The organism is Arthrobacter sp. 10T44, from assembly GCF_056393885.1.
Genome location: NZ_JBFTGT010000010.1, coordinates 13,262 through 30,758 on the forward strand (window position 1 = coordinate 13,262; position 17,497 = coordinate 30,758).

15 protein-coding genes and 2 riboswitches are annotated in these 17,497 nt (G+C 68.5%); of the genes, 11 read left to right on the forward strand and 4 right to left on the reverse strand.

All coding sequences use genetic code 11. From position 1 onward, the window contains the following. Positions 1 to 92 precede the first annotated feature (92 nt). Genes tdh through AC1DBL_RS14870 form a run of 5 tightly spaced genes read left to right on the forward strand, consistent with a single transcriptional unit; the run spans position 93 to position 6,220 of the window. Positions 93 to 1,139: an L-threonine 3-dehydrogenase gene (tdh, locus tag AC1DBL_RS14850; RefSeq protein WP_476893508.1), complete on the forward strand. Its 1,047-nt coding sequence runs from the start codon at positions 93 to 95 to the stop codon at positions 1,137 to 1,139. A gap of 56 nt (positions 1,140 to 1,195) precedes the next feature. After that, positions 1,196 to 2,401 carry a glycine C-acetyltransferase gene (locus AC1DBL_RS14855; RefSeq protein ID WP_476926390.1) on the forward strand — a complete coding sequence of 402 codons (1,206 nt, stop codon included), beginning with the start codon at positions 1,196 to 1,198 and terminating at the stop codon, positions 2,399 to 2,401. A gap of 41 nt (positions 2,402 to 2,442) precedes the next feature. Further along, entirely contained in the window at positions 2,443 to 3,558 is a 1,116-nt protein-coding gene (locus AC1DBL_RS14860) for an NAD(P)/FAD-dependent oxidoreductase (RefSeq protein ID WP_476926391.1), read from the forward strand. Positions 3,559 to 3,569: 11 nt separating this feature from the next. Next, positions 3,570 to 4,781 (forward strand): imidazolonepropionase, encoded by a 1,212-nt coding sequence (gene hutI, locus AC1DBL_RS14865; RefSeq protein WP_476926392.1) that lies wholly within the window; start codon positions 3,570 to 3,572, stop codon positions 4,779 to 4,781. Positions 4,782 to 4,813: 32 nt separating this feature from the next. Continuing rightward, positions 4,814 to 6,220: a phenylacetate--CoA ligase family protein gene (locus AC1DBL_RS14870; protein ID WP_476926393.1), complete on the forward strand. Its 1,407-nt coding sequence runs from the start codon at positions 4,814 to 4,816 to the stop codon at positions 6,218 to 6,220. On the opposite strand, the gene AC1DBL_RS14875 is transcribed toward AC1DBL_RS14870, so the two are convergent. Then, entirely contained in the window at positions 6,217 to 6,873 is a 657-nt protein-coding gene (locus AC1DBL_RS14875) for a histidine phosphatase family protein (RefSeq protein WP_441419530.1), read from the reverse strand. The genes AC1DBL_RS14870 and AC1DBL_RS14875 overlap by 4 nt on opposite strands. Before the next feature lie 80 nt (positions 6,874 to 6,953). On the opposite strand from AC1DBL_RS14875, the gene AC1DBL_RS14880 reads away from it, so the two are divergent. Beyond that, positions 6,954 to 7,730 carry a CPBP family intramembrane glutamic endopeptidase gene (locus AC1DBL_RS14880; protein WP_476926394.1) on the forward strand — a complete coding sequence of 259 codons (777 nt, stop codon included), beginning with the start codon at positions 6,954 to 6,956 and terminating at the stop codon, positions 7,728 to 7,730. Between the two features lie 127 nt (positions 7,731 to 7,857). On the opposite strand, the gene AC1DBL_RS14885 is transcribed toward AC1DBL_RS14880, so the two are convergent. After that, positions 7,858 to 8,496, reverse strand: coding sequence for a VOC family protein (locus tag AC1DBL_RS14885; RefSeq protein WP_441419514.1), 639 nt, complete (start codon positions 8,494 to 8,496; stop codon positions 7,858 to 7,860). A gap of 212 nt (positions 8,497 to 8,708) precedes the next feature. Then, positions 8,709 to 8,824: riboswitch (SAM riboswitch) on the forward strand. A gap of 62 nt (positions 8,825 to 8,886) precedes the next feature. Here AC1DBL_RS14885 and AC1DBL_RS14890 point away from each other — a divergent pair. From AC1DBL_RS14890 to AC1DBL_RS14900, 3 genes are all read left to right on the forward strand, one after another. Beyond that, positions 8,887 to 10,203 carry a bifunctional o-acetylhomoserine/o-acetylserine sulfhydrylase gene (locus tag AC1DBL_RS14890; RefSeq protein WP_175323105.1) on the forward strand — a complete coding sequence of 439 codons (1,317 nt, stop codon included), beginning with the start codon at positions 8,887 to 8,889 and terminating at the stop codon, positions 10,201 to 10,203. A gap of 184 nt (positions 10,204 to 10,387) precedes the next feature. After that, positions 10,388 to 10,503, forward strand: a riboswitch (SAM riboswitch). Between the two features lie 11 nt (positions 10,504 to 10,514). Continuing rightward, entirely contained in the window at positions 10,515 to 11,681 is a 1,167-nt protein-coding gene (gene metX, locus AC1DBL_RS14895) for a homoserine O-acetyltransferase MetX (RefSeq protein ID WP_476893512.1), read from the forward strand. A 171-nt stretch (positions 11,682 to 11,852) separates the two neighbouring features. Further along, positions 11,853 to 13,235 carry an MFS transporter gene (locus AC1DBL_RS14900; RefSeq protein ID WP_441419516.1) on the forward strand — a complete coding sequence of 461 codons (1,383 nt, stop codon included), beginning with the start codon at positions 11,853 to 11,855 and terminating at the stop codon, positions 13,233 to 13,235. A 111-nt stretch (positions 13,236 to 13,346) separates the two neighbouring features. On the opposite strand, the gene AC1DBL_RS14905 is transcribed toward AC1DBL_RS14900, so the two are convergent. Beyond that, positions 13,347 to 14,291 carry a LysR family transcriptional regulator gene (locus tag AC1DBL_RS14905; RefSeq protein WP_476926395.1) on the reverse strand — a complete coding sequence of 315 codons (945 nt, stop codon included), beginning with the start codon at positions 14,289 to 14,291 and terminating at the stop codon, positions 13,347 to 13,349. Positions 14,292 to 14,393: 102 nt separating this feature from the next. On the opposite strand from AC1DBL_RS14905, the gene mmsB reads away from it, so the two are divergent. Then, on the forward strand, positions 14,394 to 15,296 hold the full coding sequence (gene mmsB, locus AC1DBL_RS14910; RefSeq protein ID WP_175323116.1) for a 3-hydroxyisobutyrate dehydrogenase: 903 nt from the start codon (positions 14,394 to 14,396) through the stop codon (positions 15,294 to 15,296). Between the two features lie 32 nt (positions 15,297 to 15,328). Beyond that, positions 15,329 to 16,813, forward strand: a complete 1,485-nt coding sequence (locus AC1DBL_RS14915) for a CoA-acylating methylmalonate-semialdehyde dehydrogenase (RefSeq protein WP_476926396.1) — start codon at positions 15,329 to 15,331, stop codon at positions 16,811 to 16,813. 102 nt (positions 16,814 to 16,915) lie between these two features. Here the strand turns inward: AC1DBL_RS14915 and AC1DBL_RS14920 are convergent, their stop codons facing one another. Further along, positions 16,916 to 17,419, reverse strand: a complete 504-nt coding sequence (locus tag AC1DBL_RS14920) for a hypothetical protein (protein WP_476893516.1) — start codon at positions 17,417 to 17,419, stop codon at positions 16,916 to 16,918. Positions 17,420 to 17,497 lie beyond the last annotated feature (78 nt).

Genomic DNA, 17,497 nt, shown 5'->3' on the forward strand with positions numbered 1-17,497 from the left:
GTTGTGCTAATGCTTTCCGCCGGGTCTAATGAGGTGAGTTGTCCCACACCACCGCTCCCGTCCCGGAGCGGCCAGCACAGTTAGGCAGGCCCATGAAGGCTCTCTACAAGTCCGGCGCCCACGCGGGATTCGAACTGGTCGACCGCCCGGAGCCGGAGACCGGGGCCGGGGACGTCAAGATCCGCGTCATGACCACCGGAATCTGCGGCACCGACCTGCACATCCAGTCGTGGGACGCCTGGGCGCAGGGCATCATCAACGCGCCCCTGATCGCCGGCCACGAGTTCTACGGTGAAGTCGTGGAGATCGGCGAGGACGTCATGGACGTCAAGGTCGGCGACCGGGTTTCCGGCGAGGGCCACATCGTCTGCGGCATCTGCCGCAACTGCCGCGCCGGCCGCAAGCAGATGTGCATCAACACCGTCAGCGTCGGCGTCCAGCGCGACGGAGCGTTCGCAGAGTACGTCGTCATCCCGGAAACCAACGTCTGGGTCCACCACGATCCGTCCGTGACCCCGGAGCTCGGCGCCATCTTCGACCCGTTCGGCAACGCCGTGCACACCGCGCTCAGCTTCCCGCTGGTGGGCGAGGACGTGCTCATCACCGGCGCCGGACCCATCGGCCTGATGGCGATCGCCGTCGCCCGCCACGCCGGGGCACGCAAGATCGCCATCACCGACGTCTCCGCCCCGCGCCTGGAACTGGCCCGCCGGCTCGGCGTCGACCTCGCGATCGACGTCTCCCGGATGCGGGTCAAGGACGGCCAGCGCGAACTGGGCATGCGGGAAGGCTTCGACATCGGCATGGAAATGTCCGGGCACCCCACGGCGCTGCCTGAGATGATCGACAACATGAACCACGGCGGCCGGATCGCGATGCTGGGGCTGCCCAGCCAGTCCATCGACATCGACTGGGGCAAAGTGGTCACGCACATGCTGACCATGAAAGGCATCTACGGCCGAGAGATGTTCGAGACCTGGTATGCCATGAGCGCCATGCTGTCCTCCAACCCGGTGCTGCACGCGAACATTTCCGCCGTGGTCACCGATACGCTGCCCGCCTCGGACTGGGAGAAGGGCTTCGAGATCGCCCGCGCCGGCGTCGGCGGCAAAGTCGTCCTCGACTGGACCGTCTTCTAGCCCCCGCCCGTTTCCGGTACCGTACAAAAATTCACCCCTGCACAGGAGCGCACCCCATGTATTCAGCCATCAAGGACCAGCTGCAGCACGAACTCGACGAGATCCGCGGTGCCGGCCTGTTCAAGACCGAACGGCACATCGATTCCCCGCAGGCCGGCCACATCAAGGCGGGCCAGCTCGGCCAGGGCAGCTCGGAGGTGCTGAACTTCTGCGCCAACAACTACCTCGGCCTCGCGGACCACCCCGAGATCATCGCAACCGCCAAGGAGGCCATGGACGAACGCGGCTTCGGCATGGCCAGCGTGCGCTTCATCTGCGGCACCCAGGACCTGCACCTGGCCCTCGAGGCACGGGTGTCGAAGTTCCTCGGCACCGAGGACACCATCCTGTTCTCCAGCTGCTTCGACGCCAACGGCGGCGTCTTCGAGTCGCTCTTCGGCCCGGAAGACGCCGTCATCTCCGACGCGCTGAACCACGCCTCGATCATCGACGGGATCCGGCTGTGCAAGGCCCAGCGCTTCCGCTACGCCAACCAGGACATGGCGGACCTCGAGTCCCGGCTGATCGAGGCCACCACTCAGGAGAACCCGGCCCGCCGCAAGATCATCGTCACCGACGGCGTCTTCTCGATGGACGGCTTCCTCGCCCCGCTCGAGGCGATCTGCGACCTCGCCGAAAAGTATGACGCCATGGTCATGGTGGACGACTCGCACGCCGTCGGCTTCATGGGCGCCACCGGCGCCGGCACCCCGGAGCACGCCGGGGTCTCGGACCGGGTGGACATCTACACCGGCACCTTCGGCAAGGCCCTTGGCGGAGCCTCCGGCGGCTACGTCTCGGGCCGGCGCGAAGTCATCGCCATGCTCCGCCAGAAGGCGCGCCCCTACCTGTTCTCCAACTCGCTGGCACCGGCCATCGTCGCCGCCACGCTGAAGGCCCTGGACCTGGTGGAGAACTCCGGCGAACTGCGCAGCAAGCTCTTCGCCAACGCGGAACTCTTCCGCCGCCGGATGGGCGAGGAAGGCTTCGAGCTGCTCGACGGCGAACACGCGATCGTCCCGGTCATGTTCGGCGACGCAGTGATGGCGGCGAAGGTCGCGGACGCAATGCTCGCCAACGGCGTCTTCGTCACCGCCTTCAGCTACCCGGTCGTGCCGAAGGGCGCCGCCCGCATCAGGGTCCAGCTCTCCGCCGCGCACAGCGCGGACGACGTCGAGAGCTGCGTCCAGGCGTTCGTCCGCAGCCGCGAGACGGTGGCCTGAAAGTACTGACGCGACCTCCCGCCGGGTGCAAGGATGGAGGCATGTCAGCTAAATACGATGTCGTGATCGTGGGCGGCGGCATTGCCGGCCTGTCCCTGGCCTCCGCCCTCGCCGGCAAATGCAGCGTGGCCCTGGTCGAAGCCGAGCAATCGCTGGGCTACCACACCTCCGCGCGCTCGGCCCGGCAGCTGATCCCCAGCTACGGGCCGTCCGTGGTCCAAGAGCTCACCATGCGCACGCTGGAGCTCATCGGCACCAAGGAGGGTACCCGGCCCGAACCCGTGCTCTCACCGCGCCGCTTCATGCTGATCGGTGACGAGGACGCCGTCCGGCAGCAGGCAAGCGGCTTTATGCACCGGATCAGCCACGCCGAGGCCCTGGAAATCTGCCCCGCGCTCAAACCGGACTCCTTCGCGGCCGCCGGCCTGGACTCCGGTTCGTTTGCCTGCAACGCGTCCCTGCTGCTGGAGGACCACCGCGAGCGGGCCGTCGAGGGCGGCGTGGACATCATCACCGGCGCGCGGGTCCACTCGGCGCAGCGCCTCGGTTCCGGCTGGGAGCTCGGCGCCGGGCAGGAAGGTTTCGAAGCCGCGGTCGTGGTCAACGCCGCCGGCGCCTGGGCGGACGAATTCGCGGTGCTCAGCGGCGTCGAAAAGCTCGGACTCCAGCCCTACCGCCGCACCGCGGCGATTGTCGACGTCGAGCACCCCCTCCCGCAGGGCTGCCCGATGGTGGCGTCGGCCGGCAGTTTCTACTTCCGCCCGGACGGACGGCGGCAGGTGCTGATCTCGCCGTCGGAAACTGTGCCCAGCGGCCCCGAGGACGCCCAGCCGTATCCGGGCGACATCGAGGCGCTGATCGCGCGGCTCAACACGGTGACCACGATGGGGATCGGTAGCGTCAGCCGGGCGTGGACCGGGCTGCGGACCGAGGCCTCCGACGGTATCCCCGTGGTGGGATTCGACGCCGAGGCCACCGGCTTCTTCTGGCTCGCCGGGCAGGGCGGCTACGGCTTCCAGACCTCCTCCGGCATCGCGGAGCTGGCCGCGGAGCTGATCCTCGCCGGCCAGGGGTCGGCACAGCCGCTCCCAGCCGACAGTCCGGCATCCCGGACAGCCGCGGCACTGGCAGCGACCCGGATGTCTATCCGGGGCTGAAGAATGGACCCATGAGCACCCTCATCACCAACATCGCCGAACTGATGACCCAGGACGCGGACCACCGGGTCCTGAAGGATGCGGCCATCGTGATCGAGGGCGAACGCATCGCCTGGCTGGGTGCCGCCGCGGACGCCCCGGCGGCGGACGACGCCGTTGACGCCGCCGGCCGCGCGCTCCTGCCGGGCTGGGTGGATTCACACACGCACCTGATCTTCGCCGGCGACCGGACCGCGGAATTCGAGGCACGGATGGCGGGGGAGAGCTACAGCGCCGGAGGCATCGCCGTCACCACCGGAGCCACCCGGGCCACGGGCGACTTCGACCTCACCCGGCTCGCGCTGGGCCGGGTGGCGGAAGCCGTCGCCCAGGGGACCACCTACCTGGAGACCAAGACCGGCTACGGCCTGGACGTGGAGAACGAGGCCCGCAGCGCGAGGATCGCCTCCACCGTCGCGGACGAGGTCACCTACCTCGGCGCGCACCTGGTACCCGAAGGCCTGGACGCGGAGGAGTACACGAAGCTGGTCTGCGGACCAATGCTCGCCGCGGTCCGGCCCTACGTCCGCTGGGCCGACGTGTTTTGCGAACGCGGCGCGTTTACCGAGGACCAGTCCCGCCGGGTGCTCCAGGCCTGCCGGGACGCCGGACTGGGCCTGCGCGTGCACGGCAACCAGCTGGGCGAGGGTCCCGGGGTGCGGCTGGCGGTGGAGTTCGGCGCCGCGAGCGTGGACCACGTCAACTACCTCTCCCGCGAGGACGTCCACGCCCTCGCCGACAGCTGGTCCGGCTGGGAGGCAGCGGCCGGCGCGGGCGAGCGCGGCACCGTCGCGACCTGCCTGCCGGCCTGCGACCTGTCCACCCGGCAGCCGCTGGCTCCGGCCCGGGAACTGCTTGACGCCGGCGTCCAGCTGGCGCTCGCCTCCAACTGCAACCCCGGCACCTCCTATACGAGCTCGATGGCGTTCTGCGTCACCACCGCCGTGCTGCAGATGCGGCTCAGCGTGCACGAGGCCGTCCGGGCGGCGACGTACGGCGGTGCGCTGGCGCTGGGCCGGGAGTCCGGGAACGACGTCGACGGCGAGCGGGCGGTCGGCTCCATCGCCGTGGGCAACCGGGCGGATCTGCACCTGCTCAACGCCCCGTCCGCCACCCATCTGGCATACCGGCCAGGCATGCCGCTCACCCACGCCGTCTGGCGCGCCGGGGTCCGCGCCCGCTGACCGGCGCGCACCGGAGGCCAAGGAGGAACGCCATGACCGGCTTCGCCAGGGAACTCGCCACCATGATCGACCTGGTGCGGGCCAAGCGCGGCGGAGTGCCGGCCCTGGCCCGGCGCCGGGACGCCCGGCTGGCCGCCCTCGTGGCCCATGCCCGCACGAGCTCCCCGTTCTACCGGGAGCTCTACCGCGGACTCCCGGCCGAGGACATCCCGCTCCGGGACCTGCCGCCGGTCACGAAGCCGCAGCTGATGGCACGCTTCGACGACTGGGTGACCGATCCGGCCATCACCCGGGCGGACCTCGAGGGCTTCGTCGCCGACCCGTCCCTGGTCGGCACTCGCTACCGCGGCCGCTATTTCGCCTGCACCAGCTCCGGAACCACGGGCCACCCCGGATTATTCGTGCACGACCAGGCCGCCGTCGCCTGCTACCGGGCCCAGGGCGTTCGGATCGTCGGGACCGCCCTCGACGCCCGCCGGCTGATCGCGATGCTGCGGCGGGGAATCCGCGCCGCCGCGGTGCTGGGCACCGGCGGCCACTTCGCCGGGGCCGTCTGGCTCGAGTCCGAACGGCGCCGCAGCCGGGGCCGCCGACGGGCCTACCGCATGTTCTCCGTGCAGCAACCGCTGGAGACGCTGGTGCAGGCGCTTAACGCTTTCGACCCGGCCCTGCTGGTGGCCTACCCCAGCGCCCTCGAACTGCTGGCCGAGGAACAGGACGCGGGCCGGCTGCACATCCGGCCCGTGATTGTGGAGTCCAGCGGCGAATCCGTCGGGGACCGGGAGCGCCTGGCCGCGGCGCTGGGCGGCGCGGTGCACAATGTCTACGCTGCCTCCGAGTTCACCCCGATCGCCCTGGACTGCCCCCGCGGCTGGCTGCACGTCAACAGTGACTGGGTCATCCTCGAGCCGGTCGAGGAGGACTACGGTCCCACGCCCGCGGGGGAGCCGTCCCACACGGTGCTGCTGACCAATCTCGCCAACCGGGTCCAGCCGCTGATCCGCTACGACCTCGGTGACTCCGTCGTCGCCAAGCCCGGCCCTTGTGAGTGCGGCAACCCGCTGCCCGCCATCCGGGTGGCCGGCCGGCACGATGACGTCCTGCACCTGGACAACGGCCGCGGCGGCACGGTGAGTGTCCTGCCCCTCGCTATCACAGCCCCCATCGACGACGCGCCGGGCGTCCACCGCTGCCAGCTGGTCCAGTCCGGTCCGGCGGCGCTGCGGGTGCGGCTCCAGCTGGAGCCGGGCGCCGCGGCGGACGCGGTGTGGCAGGACGTGGCGGCGAAGCTGTCCGGGTTCCTGGCCGCCCAGGGCCTGGCGAACGTGGAACTGGTCCGGGCGGAGGAAGCACCGGATCAGACCGGCGCGAGCGGGAAGTTCCACCAGGTCATCGCCCTGAGGCCCGCCCCGGACAGCGTCTGGAAGAACATCCCTTAGAAGAACATAGGCGGGGCGTCCAGCACGGTCTCGTCCACCCGCCGGTCCTCCCACTGGCTGAACGGCTTGTCCAGCTCGTACTTGCCCTGCCGGGTGCGCAGCAGGGTCCGGATTTCGGCATTGTCCGGGTTGTTCAGCGACTCGAAGTACTCCACCGACCAGTGGAACCAGCGCATGCAGAACAGCCGCATGGTCAGCCCGTGCGTCACGAACAAGGCGTTCGGCGCATAGTTCGGCTTGGACCAGTGCCGGTAGAGGGTCTCCATGAACGAGGAGATCCGGTCGTAGACGTCGGAGCCCGATTCGCCTTCCCGGAACCGGTAGAAGAAGTGGCCGTAGGCGTTGCGGAGCTCCTTCTGGTCCTCGATGTCCCCGGCGATCTGGAAATTCGCCCAGTCCTGTTCGCGCAGCCGCGGCTCTTCGATCACGCGTTCGATCAGGGAGCCCAGCTGGAGCGCCTCGAGGGTCTGGTAGGCCCGCAGGTAGGGAGAGACGTAGACGCACACCCTTTGCCCGTCCAGCTCCCGCCGCAGCTGCTCGCCCGCGGCCGTGGCCTGCTCGACGCCGAGCGGGGTCAGCGGGATCCGGTAATCGGGCACCCGGTTGTAGATCGAGGTGTCGGCGTTGGCGGCGGACTGGCCATGCCGGATCATGATGATTTTCCCGGGCGCACTCACAGCCCAAGCATAGGCACTTGCAGTCAACTCCCGGCAACGGCAGGCAAGATAGAACCATGTTGGTTCCCTCCCGCCGTCGGCTGCGGCTAGAAGTCTGGATTGTCCTGGGCCTGTCCCTGGGGCAGTCGGCGGTGTACTCGGTAGTGCAGCTGCTGGACAAGATGACCAGGGCGCCGCTGGCGCAGGGCACCTCGACGCTGAACCGCTCGCAAAGCAGCCGGGAGTATTTCGACCTCACGTACCAGTTGCTGGACATCATCTTCGCCCTGGTCCCGGTGGTGCTGGTGATCCATTTCCTGACCGAACTCCGGCCCGCCGGCATGGCCGCCGGCACGGGCAGCTCGGCGTTCCGGAAGCTGGGCTTCAACTTCGCCCGGCCCGGCAAGGACCTGCTCCAGGGCCTCGGCCTCGCTGCCCTGATCGGCATACCGTCGCTCGGGCTCTACGCGGCCGGGCGGGCGCTGGGGATCACGACGGCGATCATCCCCAGCGCACTGGACTCCTACTGGTGGACGGTGCCGGTCCTGATCCTCTCCGCGATCCGGCACGGGATCGTGGAGGAGGTGATCGTGGTGGGCTACCTGCTGGACCGGCTCGGCAAGTTCGGCTGGGGCATGCCGCTGGCGATCTTCGCCAGTTCGATGCTGCGCGGCAGCTACCACCTCTACCAGGGCTTCGGGCCGTTCATCGGCAACGCCGTCATGGGCGTCATCTTCGCGCTGATCTACACGAAGACGCGCCGGGTGATGCCGCTGGTGATTGCGCATGCGCTGCTGGACATCGTGGCCTTCGTCGGATTCAGCCTCTTCGGCAAGGCGATCGGCCTGGGCTGAGCAGGCATAACCCGCGTTGCCCCCAGTGGCCCGCCGCCGGCGACGGGTTAAAGTGTTTCGGCCGCCAGCGGTGGGTGGCATCATTGGCACCCGCTGCTGGCGGCCGAAGTTTTTCGGGCAGGAAGCGTCAGATCGTGACGGCTCCGGAATCGGTTTCGAAGGTGACGGACAGGATTCCCGGCGTCCCGTGCGGGGCCAGCCAGTTCACGTCCACGTCCTCCAGCGGCTTCTCGACCGGTTCACCCAGCCACTCGGTGACCCGCTCGGCCGAGCCCGCGATCGTGAGGGCAGACATCTTCACGTTGCTCTCATAGGCGTTGGACGGGTGCAGGGCGGGGTCGCCTTCCCACTTGAGCATGTAGGGGACCTGCGGATCCGCGATCAGGCCCAGGATGCCGATCTGCTTCCAGACCAGTTCGCGGCCGTCGGGGAACTTGCGGTTGCCGTTGACGGCGGAGCGGCCCAGCCGCTCCTCGAACGGTGCCAGGTCGTCAACCTCGACGCACCAGCCCATCCAGCCACCGCCGGCGGCCGAGCGGGCGCGGACTGCCTGCCCGAACGGCGCCTTGTCGGAGGCCGGGTGGTCCAGGACCTCCACGACCTCGAGGTACTTGTGCCCGGCAAGCGGGATAATCATGTTGCGGGTCCCGAACCGGGGGTGTATTCCGCCCTTGACGGCTTCGACCCCGAGGGCGGTCGCAATACGTTCGGTGGTGGCAGCCAGGCCATCTTGTTCACAGGCGTAAGAGACGTGATCCATGCGCATGCCCTCATCTTGGCACTTTGTGATGGAGCTCTCAGCTTAGGATGCCCTTACCGTGATGGGATGTCATTTTCCGGAGCTCACCGCGCGGATTTGCCCGGCCAGAACCACGGCACTTTCCGGCTCCCGGGCGTGCGCCGGGCGGCGGTGGGGCCGTTCTTCATTTTCGTCACAAAGCTATCCAGGCGTAATGGCGCGTTCGTAGACTGAAGCCAGGTCATGAGCGCCAGCATCGAGCCCCGGCTTGCTGGCCGGCAACCCTCCTTGCGCGGTGGGGTGCCCCGGGTGAAGACCTGGCCCGCCGGCGTCCGCCGGCAGGCAAGCGCGGCGCCAGAGCCGTTCCGGCCCCAGAGGCCAGGGGCGGCCTGTGCCCAGTCATTAGGGAGCTCTCCGATGTCCAACGCCTGGTCCTTTGAAACCCGCCAGATCCACGCCGGCCAGGAGCCGGACTCCGCCACCGGCGCGCGGTCGCTGCCGATCTACCAGACGACGTCGTTCGTCTTCCCCAGTGCAGAGAGCGCCGCCAACCGGTTCGCGCTCGCCGAGCTCGCCCCCATCTACACCCGGATCGGCAACCCCACCCAGGACGCGGTGGAACAGCGGGTCGCGAGCCTGGAGGGCGGCCTTGGGGCGCTCCTGCTCAGTTCCGGCCAGGCCGCCGAAACCTTCGCGATCCTCAACATCGCCGAGGCAGGAGACCACGTCGTCGCCAGCCCCAGCCTCTATGGCGGGACCTACAACCTGCTGGCCCACACGCTGAAGAAGTTCGGTATCTCCGTGACGTTCGTGGAGGACCCGGACAACCTTGAGCAGTGGCGCGATGCCGTGCAGCCGAACACCAAGCTGTTCTTCGGCGAGGTGGTCTCCAACCCCCGCCAGGACGTGCTGGACATCGAAGGCGTCGCGGACGTCGCCCACCGGGCCGGGGTGCCGCTGATCGTGGACAACACCCTCTCCACCCCCTACCTGATCCGCCCGATCGAGTGGGGCGCCGACATCGTGGTGCATTCGGCCACCAAGTATCTCGGCGGACACGGTGCCGCGATTGCCGGCGTGATCGTCGACTCCGGCAACTTTGACTTCGGCAAGGACCCGGAGCGCTTCCCCGGCTTCAACACCCCGGATCCCACGTACAACGGCCTGGTCTATGCCCGCGACCTCGGGGCGGACGGGGCGCTGGGAGCGAACCTGTCCTTCATCCTCAAGGCCCGGGTCCAGCTGCTGCGCGACCTCGGTTCGGCCGTCTCGCCGTTCAACGCCTTCCTCATCGCCCAGGGGATCGAGACGCTGAGCCTGCGGGTGGAACGGCACGTCGCCAACGCCCTGCGGGTGGCCGAATGGCTGGAAGCCAGGGACGACGTCGAATCCGTCGCCTACGCCGGGCTGCCGTCCAGCCCCTGGTACGAGCGCGGCCGGAAGTACGGCCCGAAGGGGACCGGCGCCGTCGTCGCGTTCAACCTCGCAGGGGGAGCGGAGGCCGGCAAACGCTTCGTCGACGCCCTCGAACTGCACTCCCATGTGGCGAACATCGGTGACGTGCGCTCGCTGGTCATCCACCCGGCGTCGACCACGCACAGCCAGCTCTCGCCGGAGCAGCAGGCGGTCGCCGGCGTCAATCCCGGCCTGGTCCGGCTCTCGGTGGGCCTCGAGCACATCGACGACATCATCGCGGACCTCGATGCCGGCTTCCGGGCGGCCAAGAACGCCTGAGGTCACGCAGCACGCCGACTTTCCCCACCTTTGCGGGGATGGCCCCGGGAATCGCCGACACTTCGGGGCGACCCGCCGGGCGCGTCTGTCAAAGGTGGGGAAACTGCGGTGTTGACGGGTCCGGCTGTCACACAGCCGTCACAATCTTCGCGCTTGCGCGGCCGTGTTTCGTAGAATCGACGCAGGTCATGAGTGCCAGTGACAGCCCCGGCTTGCTGGCCGGCAACCCTCCATTTGCGGCGGGGTGCCCCGGGTGAAGACCTGGCCTGCCGGTCAGCTGACGGCGGGCAAGCGCGAAGTTAGGTCCTCACATGACGATTGCCGTCACCCGCACGGGTGTACCCGAAAGCAAACCCTCCACTGTTCCCGACGGCGCTGGTTCCGACGGCGCTGGTTCCGACGGGACGGTGCAGTACCTCCCGATCGGTTCCCTGGCCCTTGAATCCGGTGCCACCCTGCCTGAGGTCACCCTCGCCTACGAGACCTGGGGGACGCTGAACGCCGATGCCTCCAATGCGGTGCTGATCGAGCACGCCCTGACCGGCGACACCCACGTGACCCGCGGCGCCGGCGAGGAACCGGGCTGGTGGGAGGAACTGGCAGGCCCCGGCGCCCCGGTGGACACGGACAAGTACTTCGTGGTCTCCATCAACATCCTCGGCGGCTGCTACGGCTCCACCGGGCCCTCCACGCCGGCCCCGGACGGCCGGCCCTGGGGCTCGCGCTTCCCGCTGGTCACCCTCCGGGACAGCACCGCGGCGGAAGCCCGGCTCGCCGACGCGCTGGGGATCAGCAGCTGGTATGCCGTGCTCGGCGGCTCGCTCGGGGGAGCGCGCGCGCTGGAGTGGGCGGTGACCTACCCGGCGCGGGTGCAGCGCTGCGCCGTGATTTCGGTCGGCGCCAGCAGCACCGCCGAACAGATCGCCTTCGCCCAGGCCCAGACCCTGGCAATCCGCCAGGACCCCAACTTCAACGGCGGCGACTACTACGGCGGCCCGGAACCGCACGCCGGACTGGCCCTCGCGCGCCGGATCGCGCACATCACCTACCGTTCCGCAGCCGAGCTGGACGGGCGCTTCGGACGCAACGCCCAGGCGGCCGAGGCCCCGCTGGAGGCCGGGTCGCTGGCCGGCCGTGGGCGCTACCAGGTGGAGAGCTACCTGGACCACCAGGGCAACAAGCTGGTGCGACGCTTCGACGCCAACAGCTACATCGCCATCACCGAGGCGCTCATGAGCCACGACGTGAGCCGCGGCCGGGGAAGCCTGGAGCAGGCCGTCTCCCTGGCCACCGCGGAGTTCTTCGTGGCGGCCGTGGACTCGGACCGGCTGTACTTTCCCGCCCAATCCCGAGAGCTCGCCGACGCCCTGCCGGGGGAGGTCCCCGTGCACGTCATCGAGGCCCCGATCGGCCACGACGGCTTCCTGACCGAAATCGGCCAGCTCAGCGAGCAGCTCCGGGGCAACTTCTTCGCCTAGCCGGCACCGCCGTGTGTGCATTTTTGCAGACGCACTCTGCGCGATTAGTCGTTGAGCTTGCCTCGATCGAAGTCCATACTCGTGGAGAATGACGCCGTGTGTTCCAACTCACACACACGTAGTCAACCTAATGGTCCACAGGGTGTCGACGACGACACCGAAGGAGTTCGCATGAGCACGGAAAACGCCGCCGCAAGGCGCGCAGAGGAGCCCGACGTCAAGACGTCCGGCCTGAAGAAGGTAGTAACGGCCTCCATGGCCGGCACGGTAGTGGAGTGGTACGAGTTCTTCCTCTACGCCTCCGCCGCCACCCTGGTTTTTGGCAAGATGTTTTTCCCCAATTCCGGAACGGAACTGGACGGCATCCTCGCCGCGTTCCTGACCTATGCGGTTGGCTTCGTGGCCCGCCCGATCGGCGGCATCGTCTTTGGCCACTTCGGCGACAAGTTCGGCCGCAAGAAGCTGCTGCAGCTGAGCATCATCCTGGTCGGCGTATCGACCTTCCTGATGGGCTGCCTCCCGGGCTTCGCGCAGATCGGCTACTGGGCCCCGGCCCTGCTGGTCTTCCTGCGCTTCGCCCAGGGCTTCGCCGTCGGCGGTGAATGGGGCGGCGCCGTCCTCCTCGTCGCCGAGCACAGCCCCAGCAAGTCCCGCGGCTTCTGGGCCAGCTGGCCGCAGTCCGCCGTCCCGCTGGGCAACCTGCTCGCCACTGCCGTGCTGTTCATCCTGTCCTCCGTGCTGTCTTCCGCGGACTTCCTTGGCTGGGGCTGGCGCGTCGCGTTCTGGCTCTCCGCCGTGATCGTCGTCGTCGGCTACTACATCCGCACCAAGGTCAGCGACGCCCCGATCTTCCTCGAGGCACAAAAGGAAGTTGTCACGGAGAACAAGGGCTACGGCGTCGCCGAGGTCTTCCGCCGCTACCCCCGCGGCGTCTTCACCGCCATGGGCCTGCGCTTCGCGGAGAACATCCTCTACTACCTGGTGGTCACCTTCTCGATCACCTACCTCAAGACCGTTGTCCACGCCGACACCGCCCGGATCCTGCTGCTCCTGCTCGTGGCGCACTTCATCCACTTCTCCGCGGTGCCGGTGGTCGGCCGTCTCTCGGACCGCTTCGGCCGCAAGCCCGTCTACATGGCCGGTGCCGTCCTGGGCGCCACCTGGGGCTTCTTCGCCTTCCCGATGATGGATACCGGCAACGATTTCATGATCCTTGCCGCTGTCATCATCGGACTGCTGTTCCACGCCCTGATGTACGCCGGCCAGCCGGCCATCATGGCCGAGATGTTCCCGACCCGGATGCGCTACTCCGGCGTCTCGCTCGGCTACCAGGTGACCTCGATCGTGGCCGGTTCGCTCGCCCCGATCATCGCCGTCGCGCTGCTGAGCCAGTACAAGTCCTCCGTCCCGGTGGCCATCTACCTGCTCATCGCCTGCGCCGTCACGGCCGTCGCTGTGTTCTTCCTCAAGGAAACCCGTGGCATCTCCCTGCACGACGTCGACGCCGCCGACGCCCAGGGCACCGCCGATCTGCTGGCCGCCGGTAAGCGGTAACCAGCACGCAGCTGCACAACCCAACGAACAGGCAGCCCCCGTTCCCGCGCTGCGGGGACGGGGGCTGCTGTCATCCGGGGATCTTGTGGCGGCCTCCGCAGCGCGCCGGGCTCAGCCGGCAAGCACATCCTGGCGTTCGGCGATCTCGGCCCGGACGGCCGCCACGACGGCCTGCACCGGCGCCGAACGCAGCGATTCCGATCTCGCAACTGCCCAGATCGGCAGCTGCCGCTGGAAGTCGTCCGGCAGGACCGGTACGAGCCCCGGTTTGCCGACGACGAGGAAATTCGGCAGCAGCCCGATCCCGGCGGCGCGGCGGACGGCCTCCAGCTGGGCGAAGATGCTGGTGGCCTGGAAGCTGGAGCGCGGCATCGGCAGCTGGGTGGAGCGGTGGCCGAGCTCGGCGACCTGCAGGGCCGACTCGACGTAGGAGACGAATCCGTGCTGCCGGACGTCGTCGAGCGTCACCGGGAGCCCGTGCTCGCGGGCGTACTCCGGGCTGGCGTACAGCCGCAGGAAGTAGTTGGACAGGAAGATGGTCTGCGCGTTGCTGACCTCCAGGTTGCCGACCACCACTTCCAGGTCCACCCCGGAGCGGTTCTGGCTTACCTTGCGGGTGGCGCTGAGCATCTCCACGTTCAGCAACGGATGTTCCTGCTGCAAACGGACCAGGGCCGGGGCGACGAATTCCGCGCCGAATCCGTCCGGGGTGCTGATCCGGACCAGGCCGGAGAGCACGTCCTCTGTCCGGGCGATCCGGCCGGACAGTGCTCCGAGTGTTCCCTCAATGGCTTCCGCCGCTGCCACGGCCAGTGATCCAAGTTCGGTGAGTTCCCAGCCGTGCGGGCTGCGCTCGAGTGTCCGGCCGCCGAGCTGTTTGTCCAGGGCGAGGATCCGGCGCGAGATGGTGGTGTGCGTGGTGCCCAGGGTCTCCGCGACGGCGTTGAACCGGCCCAGCCGGGCCACGGTCAGCAGGATCAGCAGGTCGTCCGGGCTGGGGAGCCGCTTCAAGTCCACCATTGGCCTTTCGTCGATGTGCATTGATGCACATGGCATCTTCACTTTTTCCCCTTGATTGCACTGTAGCAGGGTGTGATGGTGGACACGGAACAACCGGCAAATGCGCCGGACACAATGCAAAGCAAAGGAGCTTATGCCATGGCAGTTGTCGCCTGGATCGGACTGGGAAACATGGGCGGGTTCATGTCGGTGAACCTGGCCAAGGCCGGAAACGAGGTCCGCGGATTCGACCTCAACCCGGAGGCCCTCGCGGCTGCCGAGGCCGGGGGAGTCAAGCCTGCCGGCAGCATCGCCGAGGCCGTGGAAGGCGCCGACGTCGTCTTCACGATGCTCCCCAAGGGCGAGCACGCCCGGGCCGTCTACCTGGGCGAGGACGGCGTCCTGGCCCACGCCGACACCAGGACCCTGCTGGTGGACTCCTCCACGATTGACATCGCCTCGGCCCAGGCCCTGCACGACGCCGCCGCGGAGGCAGGCTTCCGCTTCGTCGACGCGCCCGTTTCCGGCGGGATGAGCGGCGCCAAGGCCGCCACGCTGACCTTCATGATCGGCGGCGAAGCCGGCGCCGTCGCCGACGCCACCGAATACATCCGCCCGATGGCCGCCAACATCATCCCCACCGGCGGCGCCACCACCGGCCAGGCCGCCAAAATCTGCAACAACCTGATGCTCTTCATCAACCTCGCCTCCACGGCAGAAGGTGCGGTGCTTGCGGACCGCCTGGGCCTGGACAAGCAGGTCTTCTGGGACATCGCCTCCGTTTCCTCCGGCGACAGCTGGGCGCTGCGCACCTGGTACCCGGTGGCCGGCGTCGTGCCCACCGCCGCCTCGAACAACGACTTCGCGCCGACGTTCACTGCCGAGCTCGCCAACAAGGACATCGGCCTGGCCATCAGCGCCGCCCGCGACACCGGCACGCCGCTGGAGATCGGCGAGCACGTCCAGCAGCTCTTCCAGCGGCTCATCGACGGCGGCCAGTCCGGCACGGACTGCTCCGCCATCGTCAAACTGGTCGACGGCTCGTTCGAGTCCGCCAAGTAGCCCCCCAAACCTTTTAGAAAGAGATCCTCCCCATGGAACGCATTCCGCACTTCATCAACGGCGCCCTGGTGTCCGACGCCGAGCGCTACGGCCCCGTCTTCAACCCCGCCACCGGCGAACAGGAAAAGGAAGTGGCGCTCGCCTCCGCCGCGCGGGTCGAGGAAGCCATCGCCGCCGCCCGTGCCGCCCTGCCCGGCTGGCGGGCCACGAGCCTGGCCAAGCGCACCACCATCTTCTTCAAGGTCCGCGAGCTGCTTATGCAGCGCCGCCCCGAACTGGCCGCCCTGCTGACCAGCGAACACGGCAAGGTCCTCTCCGACGCGGAGGGCGAGATCACCCGCGGCCTGGAGAACATCGAGTTCGCCACCGGCCTGTCCCACGCGCTCAAGGGCGAACGCTCCGAGCAGGTGTCCGGCGGCGTCGACGTCCACTCCGTCCGGCAGCCGGTCGGCGTCGTCGCCTGCATTACGCCGTTCAACTTCCCGGCCATGGTGCCGCTCTGGATGATCGGCAGCGCCCTGGCCTGCGGCAACACCGTGCTGCTCAAGCCGAGCGAAAAGGACCCGTCCTCCGCCCTCTTCATCGCCCAGGTCTTCGCCGAGGCCGGCCTGCCGGCGGGCGTCCTGAACGTCGTGCAGGGTGACAAGGAAGCCGTCGACGTGCTGCTCGAGCACCCGGACGTCAAGGCTGTCAGTTTTGTGGGTTCGACGCCGATCGCCCAGTCCATCTACAAGCGCGCCGCGGACCACGGCAAGCGCGTCCAGGCCCTCGGCGGGGCCAAGAACCACATGGTGGTGCTTCCGGATGCGGACCTGGACATGGCCGCCGACGCCGCCGTCTCCGCAGCCTATGGCTCCGCGGGGGAGCGCTGCATGGCCGTCAGCGTCCTGGTCGCCGTCGGGAACATCGCGGACGAACTCGTGGACGCGATCAAGACCCGGATGGCAACGCTCAAGATCGGCCCCGGCACGGATCCGGCCTCCCAGATGGGTCCGCTGATCACCGCCGAGCACCGCGACAAGGTGGCCTCCTACGTGGCCGGCGCCGCAGACGAGGGCGCCGCCGTGGTGGTCGACGGCCGGGAGCAGGAATTCGACTCGAACGGCTTCTTCATCGGCGTGAGCCTGATCGACCACGTCAAGCCCGGCATGAAGGTCTACGACGACGAGATCTTCGGCCCCGTCCTCTCGGTGGTGCGCGTCGAGAGCTACGCCGACGCCGTCAAACTCGTCAATGACAATGAATTCGGCAACGGCGTGGCGATCTTCACCCGCGACGGCGGCGCCGCCCGGCAGTTTGAGTTCGACGTCGAGGCCGGCATGGTGGGCGTCAACGTGCCGATCCCGGTGCCGGTAGGGACCTTCTCCTTCGGCGGCTGGAAGAACTCGCTCTTCGGCGACACGCACATGTACGGCCCGGAGAGCATCCGCTTCTACACCCGAGGCAAGGTCGTCACGACGCGCTGGCCGGATCCGTCCACCTCGGTGATCGACCTCGGTTTCCCGCAGGTCGACTAGGCGCAGCCCTCCCGGACAACAGCAACGCGGGGTCACTTACGGCCTATCCACGAGTGGATTATGGGCCGTAAGTGACCCCGCGTTGCTTGTAGGTTCCGGGGGTCAGCCTTTCATGATCTCCGCGCGCTGGGCCATGTAGTCCTCCATGGCGAGCTCGCCGTTGCTGTATTTCTGGTCCAGCTCGGCGAGCTTGCGCGCGCGGTAGCCCTGCGGCCCCGACGGCACCGGCGGCACCTCCGGGGCGCCAGGCGCCGGCGCCTGGGGCTGCCACTGCTGCGGCGACGCGGGCTGCGGCGGGTTGTTCAGGTACTCCGGGCTGTCCTCGTAGGGGACCGGGTACTGCTGGTTCGCCGGCGGCTGGTTGGCCGGGGGCTGCGGCGCACCCAGCTGGCCGAATCCGCCGTAGTAGTCGCGCTGGGTGAAGCCGTCCCGCGGCTGGTTGCTCTGCTGGCCCGGATATTGGCCAGGGAACTGACCTGGGAACTGGCCCGGGAAGCCGCCGGGCATGCCCTGGTCCTGGCCGCGTCCGCGGACCGATTTGCGGTACATACGAATGGCCGCCGGGACCACGAAGGTCAAGATGATGATCCAAAAGAAAATACTCACGGTACCGCGCCTCTCAAAAGGTGTCTTTCCAGCTTAACGCGCACCCCGTGCCCGGGGTGCCGGGCCGCCCGGCACCCC

Bases quoted from the DNA above. Each gene is read 5' to 3' on its own strand.
- tdh (WP_476893508.1), top strand. From the start codon at position 93: ATGAAGGCTCTCTACAAGTCCGGCGCCCACGCGGGATTCGAACTGGTC.
- AC1DBL_RS14855 (WP_476926390.1), top strand. From the start codon at position 1,196: ATGTATTCAGCCATCAAGGACCAGCTGCAGCACGAACTCGACGAGATC.
- AC1DBL_RS14860 (WP_476926391.1), top strand. From the start codon at position 2,443: ATGTCAGCTAAATACGATGTCGTGATCGTGGGCGGCGGCATTGCCGGC.
- hutI (WP_476926392.1), top strand. From the start codon at position 3,570: ATGAGCACCCTCATCACCAACATCGCCGAACTGATGACCCAGGACGCG.
- AC1DBL_RS14870 (WP_476926393.1), top strand. From the start codon at position 4,814: ATGACCGGCTTCGCCAGGGAACTCGCCACCATGATCGACCTGGTGCGG.
- AC1DBL_RS14875 (WP_441419530.1), bottom strand. From the start codon at position 6,873: ATGATCCGGCATGGCCAGTCCGCCGCCAACGCCGACACCTCGATCTAC.
- AC1DBL_RS14880 (WP_476926394.1), top strand. From the start codon at position 6,954: ATGTTGGTTCCCTCCCGCCGTCGGCTGCGGCTAGAAGTCTGGATTGTC.
- AC1DBL_RS14885 (WP_441419514.1), bottom strand. From the start codon at position 8,496: ATGCGCATGGATCACGTCTCTTACGCCTGTGAACAAGATGGCCTGGCT.
- AC1DBL_RS14890 (WP_175323105.1), top strand. From the start codon at position 8,887: ATGTCCAACGCCTGGTCCTTTGAAACCCGCCAGATCCACGCCGGCCAG.
- metX (WP_476893512.1), top strand. From the start codon at position 10,515: ATGACGATTGCCGTCACCCGCACGGGTGTACCCGAAAGCAAACCCTCC.
- AC1DBL_RS14900 (WP_441419516.1), top strand. From the start codon at position 11,853: ATGAGCACGGAAAACGCCGCCGCAAGGCGCGCAGAGGAGCCCGACGTC.
- AC1DBL_RS14905 (WP_476926395.1), bottom strand. From the start codon at position 14,291: ATGCCATGTGCATCAATGCACATCGACGAAAGGCCAATGGTGGACTTG.
- mmsB (WP_175323116.1), top strand. From the start codon at position 14,394: ATGGCAGTTGTCGCCTGGATCGGACTGGGAAACATGGGCGGGTTCATG.
- AC1DBL_RS14915 (WP_476926396.1), top strand. From the start codon at position 15,329: ATGGAACGCATTCCGCACTTCATCAACGGCGCCCTGGTGTCCGACGCC.